Raw genomic sequence first — 24563 nt, 5'->3', positions numbered from 1 at the left:
AAGGTCCTTGAGTCGATGGAGATGTATTGTCCGGGACCGCGCGATGCCAGTCCAGCACAAACCGCTGCTGATCACAGGCTGCCTGCCCGGCCAGCCTTACGCAAACTCCATGATCACCGCATCCACGGCCAAGCTGTCGCCTGGCTTGGCGTTGAGTTTGGAGACGACAAGGTCGCGTTCAGCACGCAGCACGTTTTCCATCTTCATCGCTTCGACCACCGCCAAGGTCTCGCCGGCCTTGACCTCCTGGCCTTCGGCAACGGCAATCGACACGACAAGGCCAGGCATCGGGCAAAGCAGCAGGTTCGACGTGTCCGGCGCCACCTTTTCGGGCATCAGCCTTTCCAGCTCGGCGGTGCGCGGCAGCATGGCGCCCGCGGTCACCGACATGCCTTTCCAGGCTATGCGAAAGCCGTTGGCAACCGGCCTGACCTGAGCCGTAACCTTGCGCTTGCCGACCGTGCCGCGCCAGACCAGGTCGCCCGGCCGCCAGTCTGATGCCACCGTCAACGCCCTGCCGCCATCGATCGACAGATCGATTTCCATCGGAATGGAAATCATGCCCTCGATGATCGACGCCGACAGATAGTCATCGCCGATCTTTACCACCCAGTCGCGCTTCAGAGCTCCCGAATGCGGCGCCAACCGCCCGCCCAGCCGGTCGAGCCGGTCACGGCGCAGCAGTTCCACCGCGGTCGCGATCGACGCCAGCACGGCCTTCTCATCGTCGTTCGGTACGACCGGCGCGAAGCCGTCGGGATATTCCTCCGATATGAAAGCGGTCGATATCCGCCCTTCCCGCCAACGCGGATGCTGCATCAAGGCGGCCAGGAACGGAATGTTGTGCTCGATACCGTCGACGACGAAGCTGTCGAGCGCTTCCGACATGGCATCGATGGCCTCCAGACGCGTCGGCGCCCAGGTGCACAGCTTGGCGAGCATCGGATCGTAGAACATCGAGATTTCGGAGCCTTCGGTGACGCCGGTGTCGTTGCGGATGACGACATCGCCGAATTGTCCTTCCTCAGGCGGCCGGTAGCGCGTCAGTCGGCCGATCGAAGGCAGGAAGTTGCGGTAAGGGTCTTCGGCATAGAGCCGGCTTTCCACCGCCCAGCCGTTCAGCTTGATGTCGCTTTGCTTCAGGCCAAGCTCTTCGCCGGCGGCGACGCGGATCATCTGCTCGACCAGATCGATGCCGGTGACGAGCTCCGTCACCGGATGCTCGACCTGCAATCGTGTATTCATTTCAAGGAAATAGAAGTTCTTGTCCTTGTCGACGATGAATTCGACCGTGCCGGCGCTCTGGTAATCGACGGCCTTGGCCAGCGCCACCGACTGCTCGCCCATGGCCTTGCGTGTCGCGGCGTCCAGGAATGGCGATGGCGCCTCTTCGGCGACCTTCTGATTGCGTCGCTGGATCGAGCATTCGCGCTCGCCGAGATAGAGCGCGTTGCCATGCGCGTCGGCCAGCACCTGGATTTCGATGTGGCGCGGATCGACGATGAATTTCTCGATGAAGAGACGATCGTCGCCGAACGAGCTCTTGGCTTCCGAGCGCGCGCGGTCGAAGCCGTCGCGCACTTCGGCCTCGCTCCAGGCGATGCGCATGCCCTTGCCGCCGCCGCCGGCCGAAGCCTTGATCATCACGGGATAGCCGATTTCGCCGGCGATCTTTTCGGCATGGTCGGCATTCTCGATGACGCCGAGCCAGCCGGGCACGGTGGAAACCTTGGCGGCGTTGGCAAACTTCTTCGATTCGATCTTGTCGCCCATCGCCTTGATGGCTTTGGGCTTCGGGCCGATGAAAATGATGCCTTCCGCTTCCAGCGCTTCGCAGAAGGCCGCCCGCTCGGACAGGAACCCGTAGCCGGGATGCACGGCCTGAGCCCCCGTTTCCTTGCAGGCGGCGATGATCTTTTCCGGGACGAGATAGCTCAGCGCGGCTGGCGAAGGCCCGATATGCACCGCCTCGTCGGCCATCTCGACATGCATGGCATCGCGATCGGCATCGGAATAGACGGCAACCGTGGCAATGCCCATCTTGCGCGCCGTCTTGATTACGCGGCAGGCAATTTCGCCGCGATTGGCGATCAGGATCTTGGTGAACATGCGAAATGTCATCCCTCGGGTCGGCCGTTCCTTTTATGGCCTGTGCTTGCAGGGTCAAGCCGACCATGCAATTCACTGCCTTTCAATCGACTTGCGATTCCAATTCATCGCTGTGGCCCAGTCGGGGAGCGAGCTGCCAGTTGATCGTGTCGGCAAAACCTGAAACCTTGAAAAAAAATCCGCATTGGAGGACGCCTGATGAAAACCCGCGCCGCTGTCGCTGTCGCCGCCGGAAAGCCGCTGGAGATCATGGAGGTCGATCTCGACGGCCCACGCGAGGGCGAGGTGCTGGTCGAGATCAAGGCGACCGGCATCTGCCACACCGACGAATTCACGCTGTCTGGCGCCGATCCGGAAGGCCTGTTTCCAGCCATCCTCGGCCATGAGGGCGCCGGCGTCGTCGTCGATATCGGCAAGGGCGTCACCTCGCTCAAGAAGGGCGACCACGTCATCCCGCTCTATACGCCCGAATGTCGCCAGTGCCATTCTTGCCTGTCGCGAAAGACCAATCTGTGCACGGCCATCCGCGCCACGCAGGGCCAGGGGCTGATGCCGGACGGTTCATCGCGCTTCTCGATCGGCAAGGACAAGATCTTTCACTATATGGGCTGCTCGACTTTCTCCAACTTCACCGTGCTGCCCGAGATCGCGCTGGCCAAGGTCAACCCCGACGCGCCCTTCGACAAGATCTGCTACATCGGCTGCGGCGTCACCACCGGCATCGGTGCTGTGATCAACACCGCCAAGGTCGAGATCGGCGCCACCGCGGTCGTCTTCGGTCTCGGCGGCATCGGCCTCAATGTCATCCAGGGCCTGAAACTTGCCGGCGCCGACATGATCATCGGCGTCGATTTGAACAACGACAAGAAGGAGTGGGGCGAGCGGTTCGGCATGACGCATTTCGTCAATCCGAAGGAGATCGACGGCGATGTCGTGCCCCACCTCGTCAACATGACCAAGCGTGGCGCCGACCAGATCGGCGGCGCCGACTACACATTCGACTGCACCGGCAGCACCAAGGTGATGCGTCAGGCGCTGGAAGCCTCGCATCGCGGCTGGGGCAAGTCGGTCGTCATCGGCGTTGCCGGTGCCGGCCAGGAGATTTCGACAAGGCCGTTCCAACTGGTCACCGGCCGCACCTGGATGGGAACCGCCTTCGGCGGCGCGCGCGGCCGCACCGATGTGCCCAAGATCGTCGACTGGTACATGGACGGCAAGATCCAGATCGACCCGATGATCACCCACACGCTGAAGCTCGAGGACATCAACAAGGGTTTCGATCTCATGCATGAGGGCAAATCGATAAGAAGCGTCGTGGTTTACTGAGGAAGATCACAGGCCGTCACCAACAGGCCGCGACCTCTGTGGTTCACAATGGGAGGAGAAAAGAAACATGAGCGAACTCCCCGCCATTCTCGTCGATGCAGACGCCTGCCCGGTCAAGGCCGAGGTCGAAAAAGTGGCCGACCGGCATGGCGTCGTTGTCACCTTCGTCTCCAATGGCGGCCTGCGGCCATCGCGCGATCCGATGGTCCGCAATGTCGTGGTCTCCAAGGGCGCTGATGCCGCCGACGACTGGATCGTCGACAATGCACGCACCAACGACATTGTGATCACCGCCGACATTCCGCTGGCCGCCCGCGCGGTGGCGCTCGGCGCCCATGTGCTTGGGCCGACCGGACGCCCCTTCACGCCGGAAACGATCGGCATGGCGGTGGCGATGCGCGACCTGAAGCAGCATCTGCGCGAGACAGGCGAAAGCAAGGGCTACAATGCCAGCTTTGCCCCGCAGGACCGGTCGCGGTTTCTTGGCGAGCTCGACCGCATCTTGCGGCGGGCCGTGAAATCGGCCACACCGGATTAATGCTATCCAGGGCTGGAACCACCATGGCCGCCGAAGCTCCGATAGACAAACCCATGCAGCGCCACATGCTGTTCGCTGTGTCGGCCTGCGTTGGCGTCTTCGCGCTTCTCGTGGCGTTGCTGCTGCACGCCCCGCTTGCCTATTCGATCGGCGCCAACGCGTTCTTTGCCGCTTATGTAATTCTCGTCGTCGCCCAGATGCCGAAGTTCACCGGCAGGTATCTGAGCAGGAATGCGCGTGCCACAGACCAGCCGGTGCTGGTCATCTTCGCCGTGACGCTTGTTGTCGTCGGCGTCGCCGTTATCTCGTTGTTCCTGCTGATCAATCAGAAGGACAGAAGCCATCCCATCGAGCTCATCTTCGCGCTGCTGTCGATCCCGCTCGGCTGGTTCACCATTCATGCCATGGCGGCGCTCCATTATGCCCATGTCTATTGGATGGACGGCGATGCGGTGGATGCCGAGACCAGGAAGAAAATCCCGGTCGGCGGACTGCTGTTTCCGGGCGACAAACGGCCGGAGGGCTGGGATTTCCTGTACTTCTCGACGGTGATCGGCATGACCGCACAGACTGCCGATACCAACATCTCGACAACGCATATGCGTCGTGTCGTGCTTGTCCATTCCATCCTGTCGTTTTTCTTCAACACGGTCATCGTCGCCGCTGCCGTCAATCTCGCCGTCAGCCTGGGCGGTCCGTAATAAATCCGTGATCGGATGAAACATCGGTTTGGATCGCGACGTATCAGGAGGACAATGAACGCGCAGGCCATGCCGCGAGGCCGGGAGACGAAAGACGATGGAATCCGTTGCCAGAAGCCAATCCGCCGCCGATCCAGGCGCTTCTGCGTCGAACGACAAAACGCTGATCTACCGGCAGTCTCGCTGGACGCGGCTGACGCATTGGCTCTGGGCCATCTCCTTGTTCTTCATGCTGCTGTCAGGCCTGCAGATCTTCAATGCCCGTCCGCAGCTCTATATCGGCAAAGAATCGGGCTTTGACTACAACAACACCATCTTCGCCATCGGCGCCGAGAATTCCGATGCGGGTCCGCGCGGCTACACCGAAATCTTCGGGCATCGCTTCGACACCACTGGGGTGCTCGGCTGGTCGGGTCCGGCCGGCCAGGAGACGTCCCGTGCCTTTCCGTCCTGGGCGACCATCCCGTCCTACTATGATCTCGGCACCGCGCGCGTCATCCATTTCTTCTTTGCCTGGATACTCACTACGACGTTGATCGTCTGGTTTGTCGCCAGCACCGTGAACGGCCATCTGCGGCGCGATCTCGCGCCACGCCTCGACGATTTGAAGCGATTGCCGCAAGACATCGTCGACCACGCCAAGCTCAAATTCCACCACACGCGCGAATACAACACGCTGCAGAAGATGGCTTATGGCGGCGTGCTGTTCGTGCTATTGCCGCTGATGATCATCACCGGTCTGGCCATGTCGCCGAGCATGAATTCGGTGCTGCCGTTCTTCAACGACCTGCTCGGTGGCCGGCAGACGGCACGCACCATCCATTTCACCGTCATGGTGCTATTGGTCGCCTTCTTCGTCGTCCATATCCTGATGATCCTGGCCGCCGGCCCGATCAACGAACTGCGCTCGATCATTACCGGCTGGTATCGGACAGATCCTCCCGCACAGGACGATACAGCCGAGAGGAGTGCCTGACATGGCAAAATTCCAGATCAGCCGCCGCAAATTCCTGACTGGTGCCAGCCTTGGCGTCTCCGGCATCATGCTGTCGGGCTGCGACGCCTTCGACAGTCAGCTAGGTGTTGGCAGCGGCCTGCGCAGTTTCCTCGAAAACGCCAATGACCTGACATACCGGGCACAGCGCCTGCTTGCCGGACGTGACGCGCTGGCGCCGGAATTCACCGAGGCCGACATCCGCCAGCCGCAGCGGCCGAACGGTGTCACTGCGCCCGATGATGACGTCTACAAGAGCCTGCTCGCCAACAACTTTGCCGACTGGCGGCTGGAGGTTTCAGGGCTGGTCGAGAAACCATTGTCGCTGACCCGCGAGCAGCTTCAGAACATGCCGAGCCGCACCCAGATCACGCGCCATGACTGCGTCGAAGGCTGGAGTTGCATCGCCAAATGGACCGGCACGCCGCTGTCGCTGGTGCTGGACCAGGCGGTGGTCAAACCGCAGGCGCGCTACGTCATGTTCCATTGCCTCGACACGATCGACCGCAGCCTGTCGGGCGACATCAAATATTACGGCAGCATCGACCTGATCGATGCCCGTCACCCGCAGACGATCCTCGCCTATGGCCTGAACGGCAAGCCGCTGCCGGTCGAGAACGGCGCGCCGCTGCGGGTTCGCGTCGAGCGCCAACTCGGCTACAAGATGCCGAAATATCTCTACAAGATCGAGCTGGTCGACGGCTTCGCCACTGTCGGCGGCGGTCGCGGCGGCTATTGGGAAGACAATGGTTATGACTGGTACGGCGGAATCTGAATCGCACACCGCAAACGCTGCGGCCCCAAAGATGGCCAACCTATAGCGAGCGGCGAAACAGTTCGCCCTTTCCGGCGATCTGCTCGCCAATGCCGCCGAGCCGCAGCATGTGCCAGGCAAGGGCGTGATTGCTCGAGGTTACCGGTTTCCCCAGTTCCTTCTCGACCTCCTCGATGATGCGGGCAACGCGCATGCTCGTGCAGGAAACAAACACCGCCTCACAGTCGCTCGACGCGCCGATCTCCAAAATGGCCTGCTTGACCGATGCCGGCGTGATGCGTGCAACGACATTGTCGTCCGCCTCGTTGAAGGAGCCCATGACCGGAATATCCATCCCCCGCGCCATCAGCGATGCCCGCAAGGAATGATTGATTTTCGCCAAATAAGGGGTGAGCAACGCGATCCGCGAAACGCCCAGGGCCTTCAGCGCCGCCCGCGCCGCCGTCACCGGGTTGGTCACTTGCACGCCCGGCAGCACCTCGTGAACGCGTTCGGCGACCTTGTCCTCGCCGATAACCAGCGCTCCCGAGGTGCAGGCAAAACCGATCACATCGAACTTGACGTCCGGCAAGAGCCCGACAGTTCCCGGAATCACGGCCGACATCTTCATCAGGTTTTCAGGCGTGATCTCGACATCACTGTAGAGCCGCGCCTCGTACAGCGCGATGGCGCGCGCGGGCAGCGCATAGCGGAATTCATCCTCGATGGTCTGGTCGGTCCGAAGGACGAGCAGGCCGAGATTGGCGCGGGTGCCGATGCCGTCGTCGGTCGTGAAGGGAATGTGTTCCTTGTCGAGGACAAGCGTGTCGTCGGCGCGGCTAAGCGGGGCGTCCATGGCACAGTCCCCTTCCTGATGCCAATCAGAATTGTCGACAATAGAAACGACAACTTTGCCAAACGTGTCAAGAGCTCCGTTCGAATTTTGGCAACCGAGAAATGCCGGAATTTCGCCCTGTCTGAACGGTGAATCGATCGTCGACCCACGTGCCGTTGACAATGACCAGCGTCCTATTGAATTGTCGACAATAGAAACGACAACCATTCGGGACAGCGATGCGCGTATTGATCTTGGGCGGCGGCGTTGTCGGGATCACCACGGCCTATCAGTTGCAAAAGGACGGCCACGCGGTCACCGTTCTCGAGCAGGCACCGCAGGTGGCCGAGGGCGCGAGCTGGGCAAATGCCGGCATGATCGCGCCCGGCCATTCCTTCGTCTGGTCATCGCCAGCCGCGCCAAAAATCCTGCTGAAGTCGCTTTTCCTGAAGGACCAGGCGCTTCGCTTCAAACTTTCCGCCGACCCGCATCTCTACAGCTGGTCGCTGCGCTTCCTCATGCAATGCACGGCCGCCAAAGCACGTCGCAACACTCTGCTCAAACACCGGCTTGCAGTCCATTCCCAATCGGTCCTGCAGGCGGTCGTCAGGGAAGAGGCGATCCCGTACGACAGGACGTCGGACGGCATTCTTTATTTCCACCGCAGCCATCAGGCGCTCGACAAGGGCGTCGCCAACATGCGCCTGCTGGAAGCCGACGGCCAGGAGATCCGCATCGTAGACGCGCAGGAAATCGTTGACCGCGAGCCGGCGCTGGCTTCGTCGCGCGACAACATTGCCGGCGGCGTATTGTGTCCGACCGACGAAACCGGCGACGCCGCCAAGTTCACGCGCGCGCTGGCGGCCATCGTCGAAAATAGGGGCGGCAAGATCCTGACAGGGACCAGGATCGTGGGGATCGAACGCAGAAAGGAAACGATCACCAAGGTCGTCACCGACAAGGGAGAGTTTCTGGCCGACACCTACGTTCTGTGTCTCGGCGCCGAGAGCCCCGTCCTCGCCCGCAAGATCGGCCTTGGTCTGCCGATCTACCCGGTCAAGGGATATTCCCTGACCATTCCCATCGTCGATCGGGCGCTGGCTCCAAAACTCCCTGTCATCGATGAGCACAACCTCGTCGCCATCACGCCGATGGGCGATCGCATCCGCGTGACCGCCACCGCGGAATTCGCAGGCTATGATCGCAGCCACAAGCCTTCGGATTTCGCCTTCATGAAGCGCGTCACGCAGGACCTGTTCCCGCGCGGCATCGCCTATGATCGCGCCGAGATGCGGGCCTGCCTGAGGCCCATGACGCCCGACAACCTGCCGATCCTCGGCCTGCGCAACATCAAAAATCTCTGGCTGAACACCGGCCACGGTCATATCGGGTGGACCATGGCACATGGATCGGCCCGCATCGTCGCCGATCTGATCGCCGGCCGGGCGGCACCAATCGCCCTCGATGACATCCTTCCCACACGGGCGCGGTTCGCCGAACCAAGCGCCGCAAAGGCTTGACCGACGCCATGCTCCGACCCACCAGGCAAACCAACCAGGGCAACAGCGCGGCCCTGCCATCCAAGCCGATCAAGACCGGCCCGCGTGTCTATGAAGAAATCCGTCGCATGGCGATGGACTATCGCTTCAAGCCGAACGAGCGCATCAACGAAGTGGCGCTTGCCGCCAGGCTGAATGTCAGCCGCAGCCCGATCCGGGAGGCGCTCCAGCGGTTGGTCACAGAAGAACTCATCACTTTCCAGACCAATCGCGGCTTCTTTTGCCGGGGCTTCGATGTAGACGAGATCGTCAATCTTTCCGACGTGCGGGCGGTGCTCGAGGAGCGCTCCGTCAGGCTGGCGATCCAGCGCGCGACAGATGAGAAGCTTGCCGCGCTCGTCGACTGGTGGACGCTCACCATGGCGCGCGCCGACTCATTTTCCAGCGCCGAACTGACCGCCAGGGACGAGGAATTTCACATCCGCATCGCCAGGCTGTCAGGTAATCCCGAACTGGCGCGCATGCTCGAAGGCATCAACACGCGCATCCATTTCGTTCGCACGATCGAAGTGGAGAAGCACCGGCGATTGTCGACGACCTACACCGAACACAGCGAAATCGCCCGAGCCATGGTAGCCCGCGATGCCGACAGGGCCGCAAGGCTCATGCACGACCACATCGCCATCAGCGTCGCCGATGCCATGTCGACCGTCAGGGAAGGCTTGGCAAGGATATACATCGACGTCGACCAGATCTAATCGGGCAACCCCGGCTTTGACCGAGGCAACCCCTACCGCTCAGGCAACCTTGTCGAGCAGCGGCCTCAGCGCCGGATGGATTTCCGGTGAGGCGTGCTTGATCAGGGTCAACAGCGCGCGTTCGTTCTCCTAAAGAGGCCTGTCGACGCCGATATGTTCGATCAGCCAGCCGGCTTCGCCGGCATCGATCGTCTCGGCGCGGCGGGCCAGGGCCTCGGCCGCCCTGTTCCTGGCTTCCCACTCGGCCTCGATGTCGCCTGGAGACCGATAGGCTTCCATGATGCCGGCAAGGCCGCCAGAGATCATGCGGCTGAAGAAGCCGCCGATTTCCGGATCGGCATGTTCGAGGAAGGCATCGCGGCGCAGCGCCACATCGCGCGTCGGTGCTTCGTAGCCGGCCGAGCACATGACGAAATTGGCGATCGCCTTGACGAACAGCTCGTTCCAGGACGGATCGTTGTGCCCTTGAGCAGTGCACTCGTTGATCTTGAACAGCACCTCGGCCTCGGCGCGCGTGATGGCGATGTTGCCGTCGCCGTCATGGGCACGGAGGATCCGGCGCAGCAGCTCGACCTCCGCCTGTGCGATGAGGCCGGGAGCCAGCGCGCCGCCGAGCATCAGCGGCCCCTTGCCGTCAATGACGGCATGCGCCACCTGCTCCAGCGCATAGACGCAAAGCTGGCTCGGCGACGATTTCGCCTGTTCCAGCACGTGCACCAGCAATTCGAGCTCGGTCCGGCTGTCGACCATACCATCGCGCGAGATCGTGCGGATCAGCCAGTCGGCATTGTCTTGCGAGATATAGCCCGACGGCTTTTCCTGGTGGACGATATAGTCGGTAACCGCCTCGACGAAGAAGGGCGGCCATTCCTGGCATTTGTCCTTCGCCGTTGCATCGAGCGCGAACAGCGCCTCGGCCTCGCCGCGCGTCACGACGCCATCGCCGAACACTTCATGGCGCAACATCGCCACGTCCTCCGCGGCGATGCGGCTTTTCGAGGTCAGCCCGGCCACCGGCGCGCTCATGATCAATTCGCCCATTGTCGTCCCGGTCCGCCGTCGCCAAGCGCCGGCCCCAAGCGTCATACAAGCCAACATATCAGCAGTGTCTTGAAAAACCGGCAAACGGCGTGGTTAGCGAAGACTTGTCGGCCAACGCATGTCGCCCAAAAACGTGCCGCGGTTTTGAAGAATGGCATGCACGCGCTTTAGATGTCGCTGACAGGTGACAAGCCGTCGCGCGCGAGCTATGGATGGCGCGTCGAGGACTCAGGGTCTGAGTCCTACCTGTTTGCGGGAGAGAACAGCGAGAGCTGTCGCCGAAGGGGAAATCGCCCGAAATCTCTCAGGCAAAAGAACCGTAGACGGGAAAGACACTCTGGAAAGTCGGGGCTTGCCCCCGCGCCGAAGGTGTAAGCGCCGCTGACAGAGCTCCGGCTGCGCGAGTCTCTCAGGCTTCAGACAGAGGGGCACGGACTGGTCGCCATTCGCGGCCGATTGCGTGCGACTCTGGAGACGACATGACGGGCGACGATACAAGACACCTACCCCTCGAAGACATCCATGTGGCCGCCGGTGCGCGTTTTGGCGCTTTTGCCGGCTGGTCGATGCCGCTGACCTATCCGGCGGGCGTCATGAAGGAACATCTTCACACCCGCGAACAGGCCGGCCTGTTCGACATCTCGCATATGAAGCTGTTCGAAGTCAGCGGGCCGGAGGCGGTTGCGCTGCTCAACCGCGCTTGCCCCTTGGATGCAGGCGCACTCCAAATCTCACAGTCCAAACTGTCATTTTTCCTCAACGAGGCAGGCGGCATTCTGGACGACCTGATCGTCACCAGACTTGGCGATAGCAGGTTCATGGTGGTCGCCAACGCAGGCAACGCCGTCGCCGACGAAAAGCATTTGCGTGCACTTGCCGCGGATTTCGACGCCAGGGTCGAGCCGCTCGACCGCGTCTTCCTGGCCATCCAGGGTCCTGAAGCCTGGGCCGCCCTTTCGCGCGCCGGCATCGAGACCGGCTCGCTGCTGTTCATGCATGGTGTCGAACCGCGCAAGAACTGGTTCATGAGCCGGTCGGGCTATACCGGCGAGGACGGTTTCGAGATCGGCCTGTCGGAAGCCGATGCGCGCGACCTCGTCGCGAAGCTGCTCGGCGATGAACGCGTGCTGTGGATCGGCCTGGCCGCCCGCGACAGTCTGCGGCTGGAGGCAGGGCTGTGCCTGCATGGCCAGGACATCACGCCGGAGACCGATCCGGCCAGCGCTGCGTTGATGTGGGCAATTCCAAAGGACATCCGCGCTTCCGGCACTTTCATCGGCGCCGATGCGCTCCGCGCCGCCGTGGAACGAGGACCAGCGCAAAAGCGCGTCGGGCTGAAGCCGGAAGGCCGCCAGCCGGTGCGCGCCGGCGCCGCGCTCTTTGACGCCGACGGCACGCCCGCCGGCCATGTCACATCAGGCGGCTTTGGCCCGTCAGCCGGCCATCCGGTCGCCATGGGCTATGTCACGGCGCCACTGGCCAAACAGGGAATACGGGTTTTCGCCGATGTTCGCGGCACGAAAATCCCAGTCGATATCAGCTCCCTGCCCTTCACACCGCATCGCTACCGCAAAGGATGATCTCAATGGCAACGACCTATTTCACATCAGATCACGAATGGCTCCGCGTCGAGGGCGGCATCGCCACTGTCGGCATCACCGACTATGCGCAGGAGCAGCTCGGCGACCTCGTCTTCGTCGAACTGCCGGAGACCGGAAAGAAATTGACCAAGGGCGACACCGCCGTCGTGGTCGAATCCGTCAAGGCGGCTTCCGATGTCTACGCGCCGGTCGATGGCGAGATCACCGAAGCCAACAGCACGCTGTCGTCGGACCCGTCACTGGTCAACTCGGCGGCAACCGGCGCCGGCTGGCTGTGGAAGATGAAGCTTGCCGACGAAAGCCAGCTCGCGGGCCTCATGGATGAGGCCGCCTACAAAGCCCATATCGGCTGATATCAGGACGGATTGACATGACCGCAGCACTCACTCCCTTCTCGGCCCGCCACATCGGCCCGAGCGTCAACGATGTCAGAGCCATGCTTGCCGTGATCGGCGTTCCGTCCATCGAGACGCTGATCAGCCAGGCCGTGCCGCAGTCGATCCGCCTCGACTTGCCGCTGACCCTGCCCGCACCGGCCAGCGAAGCGGAAGCGCTGGCCGAATTGTCGGCGACCATGGCCAAGAATACGGTGCTGAAGAGCTTTATCGGTGCCGGCTATCACGGCGTGCATGTGCCGCCGGTCATCCAGCGCAACTTGTTCGAGAACCCGGCCTGGTACACGGCCTACACGCCCTATCAGGCCGAGATCAGCCAGGGCCGGCTGGAGATGCTGTTCAACTTCCAGACGCTGGTCACGGAATTGACCGGTCTGCCGGTGGCGTCGGCCTCGCTGCTGGATGAAGCAACCGCGGTCGCCGAAGCCATAGGCATCGCCTTGCGCCACCACCGCGACAAGCGCACCAAGATCGCACTTGCCGGCACGCCACACCCGCAGACACTGGACGTCGTGCGTACCCGCGCCGAGCCGCTCGGCATCGAGATCGACGGCGAGACGATCGACGACAACACCGCTGCTTTGCTCGTCTCCTGGCCGGATACGTTTGGCGTCTATGGCGACCACAAGGCGGCGATCGACAAGGCGCGTGCGACCGGCGCCATCGTCGTCTTCATTGCCGATCCGCTCGGCCTGGCGCTGACCGATGCGCCGGCCAAGCTTGGCGCCGACATTGCCGTCGGCCCGATGCAGCGTTTTGGCGTGCCGATGGGCTTTGGCGGGCCGCACGCCGCCTATTGCGCCGTCTCCGACAAGTTGACGCGGCTGATGCCTGGCCGCCTGGTCGGCCAATCCACCGATAGCAAAGGCCGGCCCGGCTACCGGCTTGCCTTACAGACACGCGAACAGCATATCCGCCGCGACAAGGCGACCTCCAACATCTGCACCGCACAGGCGCTGCTTGCCAACATGGCGACGGCTTATGCGATCTGGCACGGCCCCGCCGGGCTGCAGGCGATTGCCGGGCGCATCCACACGCTGGCCAATCGTCTGGCAAGCGGCCTCGAAGCGGCAGGCGTGTCGGTGATCGGCGCCAGCCGTTTCGACACGGTGACGGTGGAGACCAAGGGCAAGGCGGCGCAGATCGCCACTGCGGCTGAAAAGACCGGCCGGCTGCTGCGCGTCATCGATGCCGACCATGTCGGCATCAGCTTCGATGAGACCTCGACCGATGCCGATCTCGATGCGATCGCCGCCCTGTTCGGCGCCAAGGCCTCTCCGTCGGCCGACAGCACCGTACCTGGCAAGCCGCGCGGCAAGGAGTTCCTGACCCAGCCTGTGTTCCATGAGAACAAGTCGGAAACCGACATGATGCGCTTGCTGCGCCGGCTGGCCGACAAGGATCTGGCGCTCGACCGCAGCATGATCCCGCTCGGATCCTGCACCATGAAGCTCAACGCGGCGGCGGAAATGATGCCGGTAAGCTGGCCTGAAATCGCTAATTTGCATCCCTTCGCACCGGCCGCACACTCTGCCGGCTATCGCGCCATGATCGGCGAACTGGAAGGATGGCTGTCGGAGATCACGGGCTTCGACGCCGTTAGCCTGCAGCCCAATGCCGGCAGCCAGGGCGAATATGCCGGCCTGCTAGCCATCCGCGCCTATCACCGCTCACGCGGCGAAGGCCATCGCACCGTCTGCCTGATCCCCTCCTCCGCGCATGGCACCAATCCGGCGAGTGCGGCGATGGCCGGCATGAGCGTTGTCGTTGTGCGCTGCCTGGAGGACGGCAATATCGACATGGACGACATGAGAGCCAAGGCCAACGAGCATTCCAAGAATCTCGCGGCACTGATGTTCACCTACCCCTCGACGCATGGCGTCTACGAGGAAGGTGCACGCCACCTCTGCGCCCTTATCCACGAGCATGGCGGCCAGGTCTATTTCGATGGCGCCAATCTCAACGCGCTGGTCGCCTTGGCGCGGCCCGCCGATATCGGCGCCGATGTCTGTCATATGAACCTGCACAAGACCTTCTGCATTCCGCATGGCGGCGGTGGCCCGGGCATCGGCCCGATCGGCGTAAAGGCGCATCTGCAGCCCTATCTGCCGGGACATGTCACCGAAGGTTCGGCGCACGCCGTGTCGGCCGCACCATTCGGCAGTGCCTCGATCCTGCCGATCACCTGGATGTATATCCGCATGATGGGCGCCGCCGGACTGAAGCAGGCGACGGAGACCGCCATCATCTCGGCCAACTACGTGGCGACACGGCTCGCGCCGCATTTCCCGCTTCTCTACAAGGGCAGGCACGATCGCATCGCGCATGAATGCATCCTCGACACCCGCGTGCTCAAGGACAGCGCCGGCATCAGTGTCGACGATGTCGCCAAACGGCTGATCGACTACGGCTTCCACGCGCCGACCATGTCCTTCCCGGTCGCCGGCACGCTGATGGTGGAGCCGACCGAATCCGAGCCCAAGCGGGAACTCGACCGCTTCTGCGAGGCGATGATCGCCATCGCAGGCGAGGCAGCGAAAGTCGCCAGGGGCGAATGGCCTTTGGCCGACAATCCGCTGGTCAACGCGCCGCACACCGCCGCCGAGGTGCTGGCCGGCCAGTGGACGCATCCCTACTCGCGCCTGGAGGCGGCCTATCCCGCCGGCGACGCCGACACGGCAGCCAAATACTGGCCACCGGTGTCACGCATCGACAATGTCGCCGGCGACCGCAACCTGGTCTGCTCCTGCCCGCCACTGTCGGACTATCTGGGTGCGGCGGAATAATTACGCGGAGCGCAAGGCCGGCTTGATAGGTTCGGCCTTGCCTGTCCTTTTACGGCTGATGACGCAGTTTCGCCCGGCGCGCTTGGCGGCATAGAGCGCCGCATCGGCCTCGGTCAGCACCTCATCGAGGCTGCTGCCGCTTGCCTCGCCAAAGCCGATGCCGCCGCTGACCGTGCTGCGCAACTTGCCGAGTTGGGTGGCGACGATCTCGGTGCCGAAGGCCACACAGATCTTGCTGGCGAGATCATGGGCCTTCTCTTCCGTCATTCGCGACATGACGACGGCGAATTCCTCGCCGCCCAGGCGAAAAGCGTCGACGCCGGTCCTGGCATATTTCTTGATGACCGCGGCGAAGCGGCACAAGACCTGGTCCCCGACCGGATGGCCATAGACATCGTTCGTCCGCTTGAAGTGGTCGAGGTCGAACATGACGACGGACATGAACGGACCGAAACTCCGCTCGCCGTAGAGCGACGTCAACGCCCGCCGGTTCATCAACCCCGTCAGCGGGTCGGTCATGGTCTCGGCCTTCAGCTCGATCTGCGCCTGCAGATGGTGGAGGGAGAGCGTCAATGCGCCGAGCCCGGTCATGCAAGCCACCGCCACGACGGAATTCAGTCGTTCGGCCCAGTTGTCGGGCGCGACCGCGAGCGTCCATTGCCCCTTGGTCAGCAGAACCACGCCACAAAGCGCAAACGACACAGCGCAGGTGCCGCTCAGAAACGAAACCACCAGCAGGATCCGGCGATCGTGACTGCCATTGATCCAAAACATGGCGCCGATCGCCGACAGAAGCACCGTCACCGTGGCGTAGGTGACGATGAAGCCGACACCGTCAAGCCCCAGGAAGGTCACTGCCGCACAGACAGCCATGGCGGCAAGCGCCGGTGCAACGGCGCGTCTGTGGCCGGGCACGCCCAGATATTGCATGGCCGACACGCAGAGGATCAGGAACCCCAGGCTGAGCAGCGCAAGCACGATCTGACAGAGCAGCGGATCGGGATCCTTGGTGTATCGCCAGAACAGGATCACATGCGCGACGAGCACCAGAATGCCGCACGCCACCGTCAGCACGAAGCCTGCCTTGGGCGCGGTGAACCAGATCGCAAACATGGTGACGCTGAGGCAGATGCCCGACAGCGCAGCTGCGAGCAGGAGCGAACTGAAGTCCAGCATATCGGGCAAGGGCCTCTCGAGCGTCGGCGGTTGCGCTGCACTCTAAGGTCAGCGGCAGCCCTCAGATATGGGTTTTCAGCCGATCTATCGATGCAACCTACGGATAGGGTTTACAAAACGTTCGATGCCATGTGTCCCGAAACCGGACCCTTGGACGACGCGAGGTCAACCCTTGTTCAAGAGAGCGAGGTTGGCGTTGACGACGGTGGGATCGGCCATGCCGGCCTTCGCTTCGAGCAGCAGCGCCTTGGCCTTCTTGCGATTGCCGCGCAGCAGTTGCGAATAGCCCATGTTGTTGACGATCTGCGGCTTGCGGCCGGCGACTTTCAAAAGCTGGCCGTAGGCACGGTCGGCGAAGTCGAAGCGGCCGAGTTCATCATAGGAAGCAGCGAGCCCCATCCAGGCCTCCGCATTGTCGGCCTTCAACTCGACGGCCTTGCGGAAGTGCTTTTCGGCGAGGCCGTAATTGGCGTCGCGAAACTGCGCCTTGCCTTGCGCCAGATCGGAGGTGTCGATGTCCTTTGCCGCCGGTTGGATGGCGGTGGTCTTGGTGGTGTCGACGCCGCCCGTTGTACAGCCAGACATCATCAAGACGGCCGAAATCGCGGCCATTGCCGTGAAGTTACTGTGACGCATGCCCCTGCCTCATCGCCCGATTTGCCGGGTCGTTCTTCAGGAAACACATTATATCAGCGACGCTTAAACTTTGGTGCCGAAACGTCACCAAAATTTGGTTTCGGGCACACCAGCCATTAACCACCAGGCCACGCTGCTTCAGTCGCAGCCAGCGGCGTCCTCACGGCTCCAGGGCTTTGAGCCCCGCAGGAGCCGTATACCGGCTGCCATCATAGCGCAGCCGGTAGGTTTGGCTCACGGACTTGCCGGGATGGGACTGGCACTCGCCATCCTTGTCGGGCAACGGATTGTCAGTATCCATTTGCTCGACCACCGTTATGTCGTGGTAGCCATGATGTTTGGCCGGGCTCATCGCCAGGCTAACCCGACTAGTATGAAAGTATCCGGCGCAATTGGTATCGCCCTCGCCGCCATTGCCGCCCACGACCAGGCCATCGAGCACCATCCTCAGGGAATCGCCATCGACGGCATAGAGCCGCAGGTCGGTTTCACTGAAGGGATTAGGCAGCGAATTGTTCGCCATTTCGATGCGCAGGCCAAAGGCAGTAACATCGGGCGCCAGCGCATAGCGGCCGGTATCAAGTTCGACCTTGCGGATGGCGATGGCATCATCATTCATCAGCCCGGGCTGGAGCAAGCGCTGGCGCACCTGCCGGCTCTTCCTGTCGACAATCAAAAGCTCGATATCGCCGGCATGCGCGTAGTCGCTGGGTTGGGACCCCTCCATCAGCGGCACTGCGACCAACAGCAGGTCGTCATGGGCGGGCCAGATCTTGCAAACCAGCCCCGGCGGATCGCCATACGCGAATGTCAGGGCGATGCTGGTGTGGGGTTCGAGCGTGAACGAGGTGCCGTCGGCGTTCTTTCGAGCTTTGGGATAGGCCTGCTGCACCAAGGCGGCGGCATCGCCGCAATCGTCGGCCACGGCCCAGGCGGGCGACAGGCTGGCCGCGGCAAGGCCGAGCAAGAGAGTGCGCAGCAGCATGGACTTCTCACCTGCAAAGCCGGGTTCGGTCAGAACAATGGTTGTCAGCCCCTTGCTAGGGCTTTTGTGAAGCGCTCGCTAGTGCGCCGTCATTTTGACGATGACTGGAATGGCCGCGATCATCAGCACTACCGGCAGGATGCACACAACCACCGGCACCGACATCTTGGCCGGCAGAGCGTGCGCCTTTTCCTCGGCCAACGACATACGCTTGTGGCGCATGTCGTCGGAGAAGACGCGCAGCGCCCCCGACAGGCTGGTGCCGAGTTCCTTGGACTGCTGCAGCAGCGTGGCGAAGGAACGCACCTCGTCCAGGCTGAGGCGGTCGGCGAGCGCCTTCAGCGCATCGTCAAGGCTGCGCCCTGCCCTCAGCTCCAACGACACCAGCTGCAGGTTCTGGCTGAGCGCGGGATAGGTCTTGGCAAGTTCCTTGGAGACGCGCTCTATGCCGGCCTCCATGCTCATTCCGGCATCCGAGCAGACAATCATCAGGTCCATGAAATCGGGAAAGCCGTTGCGGTACTCACGCCTGCGTTCCCGCACTTTCTGGCTCAGCACCAGGCCGGGCAGGAAATAGCCGGCCGCTCCCGACAGGATGACGAAGGTCCAGCGGCTGGCCATCGTCGCGTCCGGGCTGGCCATCCACCGGTTGAGCACAAACACACCGATTGCCGTGCCGATCATCGCGCTGAACCGGATCAGGAAGAACGTGCCGACAGCACGCGGCTCCATGTAGCCCGCCTGGATGAGCTTCATGCGCAGCCGGGCGACATTTTCCGGATCGCTCCTGGCGTAGAATTCTTGCGCCCGCTTCACCGCCTTCTCGCGCACGACGCCGGTATTCTTCTTCTGCACCGGCTCTGGTTTGGCGGCCACGGGACCGTTGTCGACCCTGAGCCGGCGCATGACCTCGTTGCGGTCGCCCTTCGCCATGACAACAGGCCAGGCAACAGCGGCAGCACCCGCCGCCAGCAGCAGGATGGCCACCGGCATCAACGAGGTCGGTGCAAGCGAGGCGAGGAATTCGATGAAGCCCTGCATGTCAGAACTTGAAATTCGACATCTTGAACATCATCAGATTGCCCAGCATCAGCCAGGTGATAGACCCACCGAGCAGGTACCAGGTTTTCGCCTCGCCCCAGACGTCGCTGTAGAAGCCCGGCATCAGCGCCATGATGGCGGTGAACAGCAACGCCGGCACCGCCGTCAGTATGTAGGCCGACATCCGGCCTTCTGTCGCAATTGCGCGCACCTTGCGGCGCAGCTTGCCGCGCTCGCGGATCGTCGTCGCCAAGCCATCGAGGATCTCGCGCAGATTGCCGCCCGAACTGGTCTGGATCGAGACGGCGGTGACGAACAGCGGCAGATCCTCCTGGCCGACCCGGTCGAACAGCGAGTTCAACGCCGAAACCAGATCGGAGCCATAGGTCACCTCGTCGGCGATGACGCCGAACTCGGTGCCGATCGGGTCGGGCATCTCGCGCGCCACCATGGCGATCGCCACCGGCACCGGATGGCCGGCCTTCAGGCCACGCGTGATCAGTTCCAGCGCCTCCGGCAATTGCATGCCGAACCGCTTCACCCGGCGCTTGCGCTTGAAGCGCAGCGTCATCACTGGCAGCACCGGCACAAGCACCACAAACAGCACAAGCCCCATCAGCGGTGGCAAGCCGTACCAGATGGCGACCAGACCAGCGGCGAATGCCACGCCGCAGGTGATCATCAGGAATTTCGACAGCGGCATGATCATGCCCGACTGGATTCGCAGAGCGCGGAACCGGTCCGGCGAAAACAGCGGCGTGCCCGCGTCAAGGCCCCGCTCCTTGCGCAGCTGGACGAGCACCTGCTCCTGGCTGATCTTGTTTTCCTGCAGCTTCATGCGCCGGTTGATGGCGGTGCGCTTGTCGCTGCGGCCGGCATAAAGCAGGTAGCAGGCCTCAGCGATCAGGATGCCGGTCAGTGCAGCCGCGGCATAGACGACATAGATCGCGCTGAGCCCGTCGAACACTTGGCTACTCCTGCGGCCGGCCGGGTTCGAAATATCGCCCGGGGAACTCGATGCCCATGGCGCGCAGATCCTCGAGGAACCGCGGCCGGATGCCGGTCGCCTCGTAGTGCCCCAGAATCTTGCCGTCGGCCTCCATGCCGGTGCGCACAAAGCGGAAGATCTCCTGCATCTGGATGACATCTCCTTCCATGCCGGTCACCTCGGCGACACTGGTCACCTTGCGCTTGCCGTCGGACAGGCGCGTCAGCTGAACGATCAGGTCGAGCGCGCTGGCGATCTGGCTGCGGATCGACTGCACCGTCATCGGCATGCCGGTCATGCCAAGCATCTGCTCGAGCCGCGAAATGGCGTCGCGCGGCGTGTTGGCATGGATGGTCGCCATCGACCCTTCGTGGCCGGTGTTCATCGCCTGCAGCATGTCGAATGCCTCCTCGCCGCGGCACTCGCCGAGGATGACGCGGTCGGGGCGCATGCGCAGCGCATTCTTGACGAGGTCGCGCTGCTTCAGCTCGCCATGGCCTTCGATGTTGGCGGGACGTGTCTCCATCCGCGCGACATGCGGCTGCTGCAACTGGAGTTCGGCCGCGTCCTCGATGGTGATCAGCCGCTCGTCTTCCGGAATGAAGGCCGACAGCGCATTGAGCATGGTCGTCTTGCCGGTGCCGGTGCCGCCCGAAATGATCGTCGTCTTGCGGGCATGCACGGCCGCCGCCAGCACTTCGGCCATGTTCTGGGTGATGGCGCCGAATTCGACCAGTTTGTGCAGGCCGAGCTTGTTCTTGGAAAACTTGCGGATCGACACCAGCGGCCCATCGACCGCAACCGGGCGGATGGCCGCGTTGAAGCGCGAGCCGTCCAGCATGCGGGCGTCGACCATCGGCTGCGATTCGTCTACGCGACGACCGACCGCGGCGACGATCTTGTTGACGATGCGCAGGAGATGCGCCTCGTCCTTGAACGGAATGTGGACCGGCTGCAGCTTGCCCTTCTTTTCGACAAAGCAGTTCATGTGGCCGTTGATCAGGATGTCGTTGATGTCGGGGTCCTTGAGCAGCGGCTCGAGCGGACCGAGGCCGACCATCTCGTCGACGATGTCGTCGACCAGCGCGTCAAGCTCGACGGTGTTGATCGCCATCCGCTCCTGCTTGGTCTTTTCCGACACGAAATCATGCACTTGCCGGCGCATCTCATCCTTCGGTAAACGCTCCAGCGCGACAAGATTGATCTCTTCGAGCAGCAGCCGGTGGATACGCACGCGCGCATCGAGCACCTTGTTGGCATTCTTTGCCGGCGCTGTGTCCGGCTTTGCCGGCAAAGCCTTTCGGCTGGTCGGAATGACGACGGCATGATGGGCGACCGGCGTCGTCTCAGGCGCGCGCCGCTGCGGACGCGCATCTCGGTTCTGCAGGGCGGAGAAGCGGCTGGTCATCCGGCTTTCCTCTTCAGCAATCCACGGCCCATGCCAAACAGCGAGCGCGATTTCGCGCGGGTTGGGACCGCTTCTTCCGGCAGGATGATCTTCTTCAGGTCGTTGATGACATTGGCGTTCGGATCGATCTCGTGCAGCGGCACGCCGCGATCGACCGCTTCGCGCACCAGCCGGTAGTTGTTGGCGATGCCGCCGACGAAATGCTCGCCGAGAATTTCCTGGACGTCCGCCTGCTTGATGCCGTTGTCGAACATCTTCTGTTCGAAACGGTTGACGATGACGTTCGGCTTCACTTCCTTGCCGGCAGTCTCGTAGACCGCCTGGATCAGCCGCTGCGTGTGGCGCAGGCACGGCACCGTCATTTCCGCGACGATGTAGAGCTTGTTGGAACCGAGCAGCACGGTTTCCGTCCATGGAAACCAGGTGCGTGGCATGTCGATGACGACATTGTCGAAATAGGCCGAAACGAGGTCCAGCATGCGCACCACGACATCAGTCTTGAACGAGCGCATCTCTGCCGGATGCGCCGGTGCCGCCAGCACGCACAGCCCGCTGGCATGCTTGGACAGCATCACGTCGAGCAGTTGCCGGTCGAGACGCTCGGGCTGGTTCTCGATCTCGGTGATGTCGAAACGCGGTTCGAGGTCGAGATATTCGGCACAGGCGCCCTGCTGGAAATTGAGATCGACGACGCAGGTCGAGGCGCCGCGCGTCACCGAGTGATGCAGCTGGAAAGCGGTCTGCAGCGCCAGCGTGGTGGTGCCGACGCCGCCCGCGGCAGGCATGAAGGTGTAGATCTGCGACTCGCTGTTTTCCTCGCGCCCGGGTCCCTGCAGTGCCCGCACGACAGAGCGCACCAGATCGGCGGTGGTGATCGGCTTGACCAGGAAATCCGCGACCTTGAGCTGCACGAGAATGCGCACCGCGGCGGCGTTGAACTCCTGGGTGACGACGACGACAGGAACCTTGTCCTCCAGCCGGCGCATGATGCGCTGCAGCGACTCGACCTCCTCCAGCCTTGCCGCATCCATGTCGACGATGATGGCGCCGAAGTCGGCTTCCTGGATCTCGCCGCGCAACTCGGTAACGTTCTTCTCCACTGTCGAGAGCTGTATGATCTCGGAGGCGGAAAACGCGGTGCGCGTGTCCTGCGCAAACGTCCTGTCGGTCGATACGAGCAGGATCTTCCTGGTCTTGATGCCGTTTGCCATTCTGTCAGCCTGTCAGGTCGATCGACCGTTGGATCAGTTGCCCGTGGGATCAATTGGTCGTGCTGGACTGCGACGCCTTGGCACCGGCCGCCTGATCGGGTGTTACGGCCGCGGCACTGCCTCGTTGGGCCGGCACCAGGAGCCTGGTGTTCTGGACCCCGTATTTCCAGGGATCGACCATCTGCATGACGGTGTTGGCGGCCTGCGCATTTCCGGCGCCGGCCGTCGGCCCTTCGCTGCGCACATAGTCGTCGCTGGTGCAGCCAGCGGTAAAGCCGGCCAGCAGCAAGGCGACGCTCGATCCAAAGACCAGACGCATGGCTTCAATCCTTCGGCAGGTCGAGGAAATGCCCAGCCGAAGCGGCCGCTGCAGGTTGAGTGACGCGGCCGTCTGCCAGCGCCACGGTGCGACCGGTATCGGCGCCCTTCACTTCCTCGGTGTTGTTGAGAAAATAATCGGCGTTGCTGGCCGGCTGCGTGCCATCTGTCGGCTCGACGAGCTTCTTCGACGGATCGACCGGCTTGACCAGATAGGGCGTGACGATGATGACGAGGTCGGTCTCGCGCCGCTGATAGGATTTCGACGAGAACAGCGCTCCAAGCACCGGCATCTTGCCGAGGCCGGGAATGCGCGACGTGGTGATGTCGTTCTGCGACTGCAGCAATCCGGCGATCATGAAGCTCTGGCCGTTCTTCAGGTCGACCGATGTCCTGGCACGGCGCACGATGAAACCGGGCACCGAAATGCTGCCTATGTTGTAGGAGGCAGACGCGTCGATCGAGGAGACTTCCGGCGCGATGTCCAGGCTGACCAGCCCGTCCTTCAGAACCGTCGGCGTGAAATCCAGGCTGACGCCGTACTTCTTGTAGCTGACCGAGATCTTGCCGTCGTCCTCGGAGACCGGGATCGGGAACTCGCCGCCGGCGAGGAAGCTCGCCGTCTGGCCGGACCGGGCGATCAGGTTCGGCTCGGCCAGCCGCCGCGCCAAGCCGCGCTCTTCCAGCGCTTTGATGGCGATATCGATGGAGACGCCATTCGACAGCAGCTTGCCGATGATCTCGCCTGTTCCCGCGCCCTGTATCGATCCGGCCGGCAGCGTGACGTCGCGGCCACCCATGCCATAGGCGAAATTGGCGGCGTATTTGGCGCCGAGATCCTGGCCCGCCTGGCGGTTGATTTCGACAAAGCGGACGTTGAGCTGGACCTGCTGCGACGACGAGATGTTGACCGAGTTGATCACCTCCTCGGCACCGGAAAAGCGCGTCGCGATCTTGTTTGCCTTTTCGGCGGCGACCGCATCATCCGCCTCGCCCGACAGGACGACACGGCCATTGGCCGAGCCGACCTTGATCCTGGCATCCGGCACGCTGGCGCGAATGGTGCTGGCCAGTTGGTCGGTGTCGAGCGTCACCTCGATGTCGACGGTGCCGACAAGCTGCTTCTTCTCATCGAACAGCGCGATACCGGTGGTGCCGAGATTGTTGCCGAGCACATAGAAGGACTTATCGGTCAGCGGATTGACGTTGGCGATCTCCGGATCGCCGATGACGATCTGGTAGAAGGCGGCACTCGTCATGATCGTCTTCGGTTTACCCTTGGCAACCTTGATCGACGCATTCTTGGTCGACGACACATAGACGATGTCGTTGTCGGCCCTCGCCGAGGCGCCGAAGGCCAGCATCGCGGCGGCCGCCAGCGAAGCTGCGACAGCGACAGTGCGCAAAACGCGCAACCGCCCCATGACCCTATATGTGATCAGCCCGAACATTGTCCCGTCCCT

Annotated in this window: 21 protein-coding genes, 1 pseudogene and 1 riboswitch; of the genes and pseudogenes, 10 read left to right on the top strand and 12 right to left on the bottom strand. The window is 62.7% G+C overall.

From position 1 onward, the window contains the following. Positions 1–96: 96 nt before the first annotated feature. Complete coding sequence (locus NKH97_RS11575; RefSeq protein ID WP_352773290.1) at positions 97–2109, bottom strand: acetyl-CoA carboxylase biotin carboxylase subunit; 2013 nt, start codon at positions 2107–2109, stop codon at positions 97–99. A 198-nt stretch (positions 2110–2307) separates the two neighbouring features. Between NKH97_RS11575 and NKH97_RS11570 the strand changes: the two genes are divergently transcribed. The 5 genes from NKH97_RS11570 (at position 2308) to NKH97_RS11550 (ending at position 6443) form a co-directional block, all read left to right on the top strand. After that, positions 2308–3435: an S-(hydroxymethyl)glutathione dehydrogenase/class III alcohol dehydrogenase gene (locus NKH97_RS11570; protein ID WP_127270241.1), complete on the top strand. Its 1128-nt coding sequence runs from the start codon at positions 2308–2310 to the stop codon at positions 3433–3435. 67 nt (positions 3436–3502) lie between these two features. Beyond that, on the top strand, positions 3503–3973 hold the full coding sequence (locus NKH97_RS11565) for a YaiI/YqxD family protein (RefSeq protein WP_352773287.1): 471 nt from the start codon (positions 3503–3505) through the stop codon (positions 3971–3973). 23 nt (positions 3974–3996) lie between these two features. After that, a complete protein-coding gene (locus NKH97_RS11560) occupies positions 3997–4674 on the top strand; it encodes a DUF1345 domain-containing protein (protein ID WP_352773284.1) in 678 nt (225 codons plus the stop codon). A 97-nt stretch (positions 4675–4771) separates the two neighbouring features. Then, entirely contained in the window at positions 4772–5650 is an 879-nt protein-coding gene (locus tag NKH97_RS11555) for a cytochrome b/b6 domain-containing protein (protein ID WP_352796844.1), read from the top strand. A 1-nt stretch (position 5651) separates the two neighbouring features. Continuing rightward, complete coding sequence (locus tag NKH97_RS11550) at positions 5652–6443, top strand: molybdopterin-binding protein (RefSeq protein WP_352796841.1); 792 nt, start codon at positions 5652–5654, stop codon at positions 6441–6443. A 40-nt stretch (positions 6444–6483) separates the two neighbouring features. On the opposite strand, the gene NKH97_RS11545 is transcribed toward NKH97_RS11550, so the two are convergent. Next, entirely contained in the window at positions 6484–7278 is a 795-nt protein-coding gene (locus tag NKH97_RS11545) for a maleate cis-trans isomerase family protein (RefSeq protein WP_352796838.1), read from the bottom strand. A 218-nt stretch (positions 7279–7496) separates the two neighbouring features. Between NKH97_RS11545 and NKH97_RS11540 the strand changes: the two genes are divergently transcribed. Together NKH97_RS11540 and NKH97_RS11535 are read left to right on the top strand one after the other, a co-directional pair. After that, positions 7497–8777 carry a D-amino acid dehydrogenase gene (locus NKH97_RS11540; RefSeq protein ID WP_352796835.1) on the top strand — a complete coding sequence of 427 codons (1281 nt, stop codon included), beginning with the start codon at positions 7497–7499 and terminating at the stop codon, positions 8775–8777. Positions 8778–8785: 8 nt separating this feature from the next. Beyond that, a complete protein-coding gene (locus NKH97_RS11535) occupies positions 8786–9514 on the top strand; it encodes a GntR family transcriptional regulator (protein WP_352796833.1) in 729 nt (242 codons plus the stop codon). A 39-nt stretch (positions 9515–9553) separates the two neighbouring features. Here the strand turns inward: NKH97_RS11535 and NKH97_RS11530 are convergent. Continuing rightward, positions 9554–10555: pseudogene (locus NKH97_RS11530) on the bottom strand (hypothetical protein). A 243-nt stretch (positions 10556–10798) separates the two neighbouring features. Next, positions 10799–10885, top strand: a riboswitch (glycine riboswitch). Between the two features lie 149 nt (positions 10886–11034). On the opposite strand from NKH97_RS11530, the gene gcvT reads away from it, so the two are divergent. From gcvT to gcvP, 3 genes are read left to right on the top strand one after another with little or no spacing between them, the layout of a single operon-like run. Continuing rightward, positions 11035–12135 (top strand): glycine cleavage system aminomethyltransferase GcvT, encoded by a 1101-nt coding sequence (gcvT, locus tag NKH97_RS11525; RefSeq protein WP_352630168.1) that lies wholly within the window; start codon positions 11035–11037, stop codon positions 12133–12135. A 5-nt stretch (positions 12136–12140) separates the two neighbouring features. Beyond that, entirely contained in the window at positions 12141–12509 is a 369-nt protein-coding gene (gene gcvH, locus NKH97_RS11520) for a glycine cleavage system protein GcvH (RefSeq protein WP_128303368.1), read from the top strand. A 17-nt stretch (positions 12510–12526) separates the two neighbouring features. Then, the gene (gene gcvP, locus NKH97_RS11515; RefSeq protein ID WP_352440247.1) at positions 12527–15337 is read left to right on the top strand and encodes an aminomethyl-transferring glycine dehydrogenase; all 2811 of its coding nucleotides are present in this window, start codon (positions 12527–12529) and stop codon (positions 15335–15337) included. Here gcvP and NKH97_RS11510 read toward each other — a convergent pair whose 3' ends face one another. The 9 genes from NKH97_RS11510 to NKH97_RS11470 form a co-directional block, all read right to left on the bottom strand. After that, positions 15338–16513, bottom strand: a complete 1176-nt coding sequence (locus NKH97_RS11510) for a GGDEF domain-containing protein (RefSeq protein WP_023810510.1) — start codon at positions 16511–16513, stop codon at positions 15338–15340. Between the two features lie 165 nt (positions 16514–16678). Further along, positions 16679–17149, bottom strand: a complete 471-nt coding sequence (locus tag NKH97_RS11505) for a hypothetical protein (protein ID WP_023810509.1) — start codon at positions 17147–17149, stop codon at positions 16679–16681. A 160-nt stretch (positions 17150–17309) separates the two neighbouring features. After that, positions 17310–18116 (bottom strand): PA3715 family protein, encoded by an 807-nt coding sequence (locus NKH97_RS11500; protein WP_352610686.1) that lies wholly within the window; start codon positions 18114–18116, stop codon positions 17310–17312. Positions 18117–18212: 96 nt separating this feature from the next. Next, positions 18213–19175: a type II secretion system F family protein gene (locus tag NKH97_RS11495; protein WP_127322803.1), complete on the bottom strand. Its 963-nt coding sequence runs from the start codon at positions 19173–19175 to the stop codon at positions 18213–18215. Between the two features lies 1 nt (position 19176). Beyond that, positions 19177–20142 (bottom strand): type II secretion system F family protein, encoded by a 966-nt coding sequence (locus NKH97_RS11490; protein WP_352630171.1) that lies wholly within the window; start codon positions 20140–20142, stop codon positions 19177–19179. A gap of 4 nt (positions 20143–20146) precedes the next feature. After that, complete coding sequence (locus tag NKH97_RS11485; RefSeq protein ID WP_352796826.1) at positions 20147–21571, bottom strand: TadA family conjugal transfer-associated ATPase; 1425 nt, start codon at positions 21569–21571, stop codon at positions 20147–20149. Beyond that, on the bottom strand, positions 21568–22782 hold the full coding sequence (locus tag NKH97_RS11480; protein WP_127297210.1) for a CpaE/TadZ family protein: 1215 nt from the start codon (positions 22780–22782) through the stop codon (positions 21568–21570). The genes NKH97_RS11485 and NKH97_RS11480 overlap by 4 nt, the downstream gene beginning before the upstream one ends. Before the next feature lie 49 nt (positions 22783–22831). After that, positions 22832–23101, bottom strand: coding sequence for a hypothetical protein (locus NKH97_RS11475; RefSeq protein WP_128303365.1), 270 nt, complete (start codon positions 23099–23101; stop codon positions 22832–22834). Between the two features lie 4 nt (positions 23102–23105). Continuing rightward, entirely contained in the window at positions 23106–24524 is a 1419-nt protein-coding gene (locus tag NKH97_RS11470; protein WP_502897076.1) for a type II and III secretion system protein family protein, read from the bottom strand. Positions 24525–24563 lie beyond the last annotated feature (39 nt).

It is taken from the genome of Mesorhizobium sp. M0870 (genome assembly GCF_040319775.1).
Lineage (GTDB): Bacteria > Pseudomonadota > Alphaproteobacteria > Rhizobiales > Rhizobiaceae > Mesorhizobium.
This window is presented reverse-complemented; position numbering and strand designations above follow the sequence as displayed.

Excerpts from the sequence above, each read along its gene's own strand:
- NKH97_RS11570 (WP_127270241.1), top strand. The coding sequence starts at position 2,308 with ATGAAAACCCGCGCCGCTGTCGCTGTCGCCGCCGGAAAGCCGCTGGAG.
- NKH97_RS11510 (WP_023810510.1), bottom strand. The coding sequence starts at position 16,513 with ATGCTGGACTTCAGTTCGCTCCTGCTCGCAGCTGCGCTGTCGGGCATC.
- gcvT (WP_352630168.1), top strand. The coding sequence starts at position 11,035 with ATGACGGGCGACGATACAAGACACCTACCCCTCGAAGACATCCATGTG.
- NKH97_RS11475 (WP_128303365.1), bottom strand. The coding sequence starts at position 23,101 with ATGCGTCTGGTCTTTGGATCGAGCGTCGCCTTGCTGCTGGCCGGCTTT.
- NKH97_RS11540 (WP_352796835.1), top strand. The coding sequence starts at position 7,497 with ATGCGCGTATTGATCTTGGGCGGCGGCGTTGTCGGGATCACCACGGCC.
- NKH97_RS11535 (WP_352796833.1), top strand. The coding sequence starts at position 8,786 with ATGCTCCGACCCACCAGGCAAACCAACCAGGGCAACAGCGCGGCCCTG.
- NKH97_RS11470 (WP_502897076.1), bottom strand. The coding sequence starts at position 24,524 with ATGGGGCGGTTGCGCGTTTTGCGCACTGTCGCTGTCGCAGCTTCGCTG.
- NKH97_RS11565 (WP_352773287.1), top strand. The coding sequence starts at position 3,503 with ATGAGCGAACTCCCCGCCATTCTCGTCGATGCAGACGCCTGCCCGGTC.
- NKH97_RS11495 (WP_127322803.1), bottom strand. The coding sequence starts at position 19,175 with ATGCAGGGCTTCATCGAATTCCTCGCCTCGCTTGCACCGACCTCGTTG.
- NKH97_RS11545 (WP_352796838.1), bottom strand. The coding sequence starts at position 7,278 with ATGGACGCCCCGCTTAGCCGCGCCGACGACACGCTTGTCCTCGACAAG.
- NKH97_RS11550 (WP_352796841.1), top strand. The coding sequence starts at position 5,652 with ATGGCAAAATTCCAGATCAGCCGCCGCAAATTCCTGACTGGTGCCAGC.
- NKH97_RS11575 (WP_352773290.1), bottom strand. The coding sequence starts at position 2,109 with ATGTTCACCAAGATCCTGATCGCCAATCGCGGCGAAATTGCCTGCCGC.
- gcvP (WP_352440247.1), top strand. The coding sequence starts at position 12,527 with ATGACCGCAGCACTCACTCCCTTCTCGGCCCGCCACATCGGCCCGAGC.
- gcvH (WP_128303368.1), top strand. The coding sequence starts at position 12,141 with ATGGCAACGACCTATTTCACATCAGATCACGAATGGCTCCGCGTCGAG.
- NKH97_RS11485 (WP_352796826.1), bottom strand. The coding sequence starts at position 21,571 with ATGACCAGCCGCTTCTCCGCCCTGCAGAACCGAGATGCGCGTCCGCAG.
- NKH97_RS11480 (WP_127297210.1), bottom strand. The coding sequence starts at position 22,782 with ATGGCAAACGGCATCAAGACCAGGAAGATCCTGCTCGTATCGACCGAC.
- NKH97_RS11560 (WP_352773284.1), top strand. The coding sequence starts at position 3,997 with ATGGCCGCCGAAGCTCCGATAGACAAACCCATGCAGCGCCACATGCTG.
- NKH97_RS11555 (WP_352796844.1), top strand. The coding sequence starts at position 4,772 with ATGGAATCCGTTGCCAGAAGCCAATCCGCCGCCGATCCAGGCGCTTCT.
- NKH97_RS11505 (WP_023810509.1), bottom strand. The coding sequence starts at position 17,149 with ATGCGTCACAGTAACTTCACGGCAATGGCCGCGATTTCGGCCGTCTTG.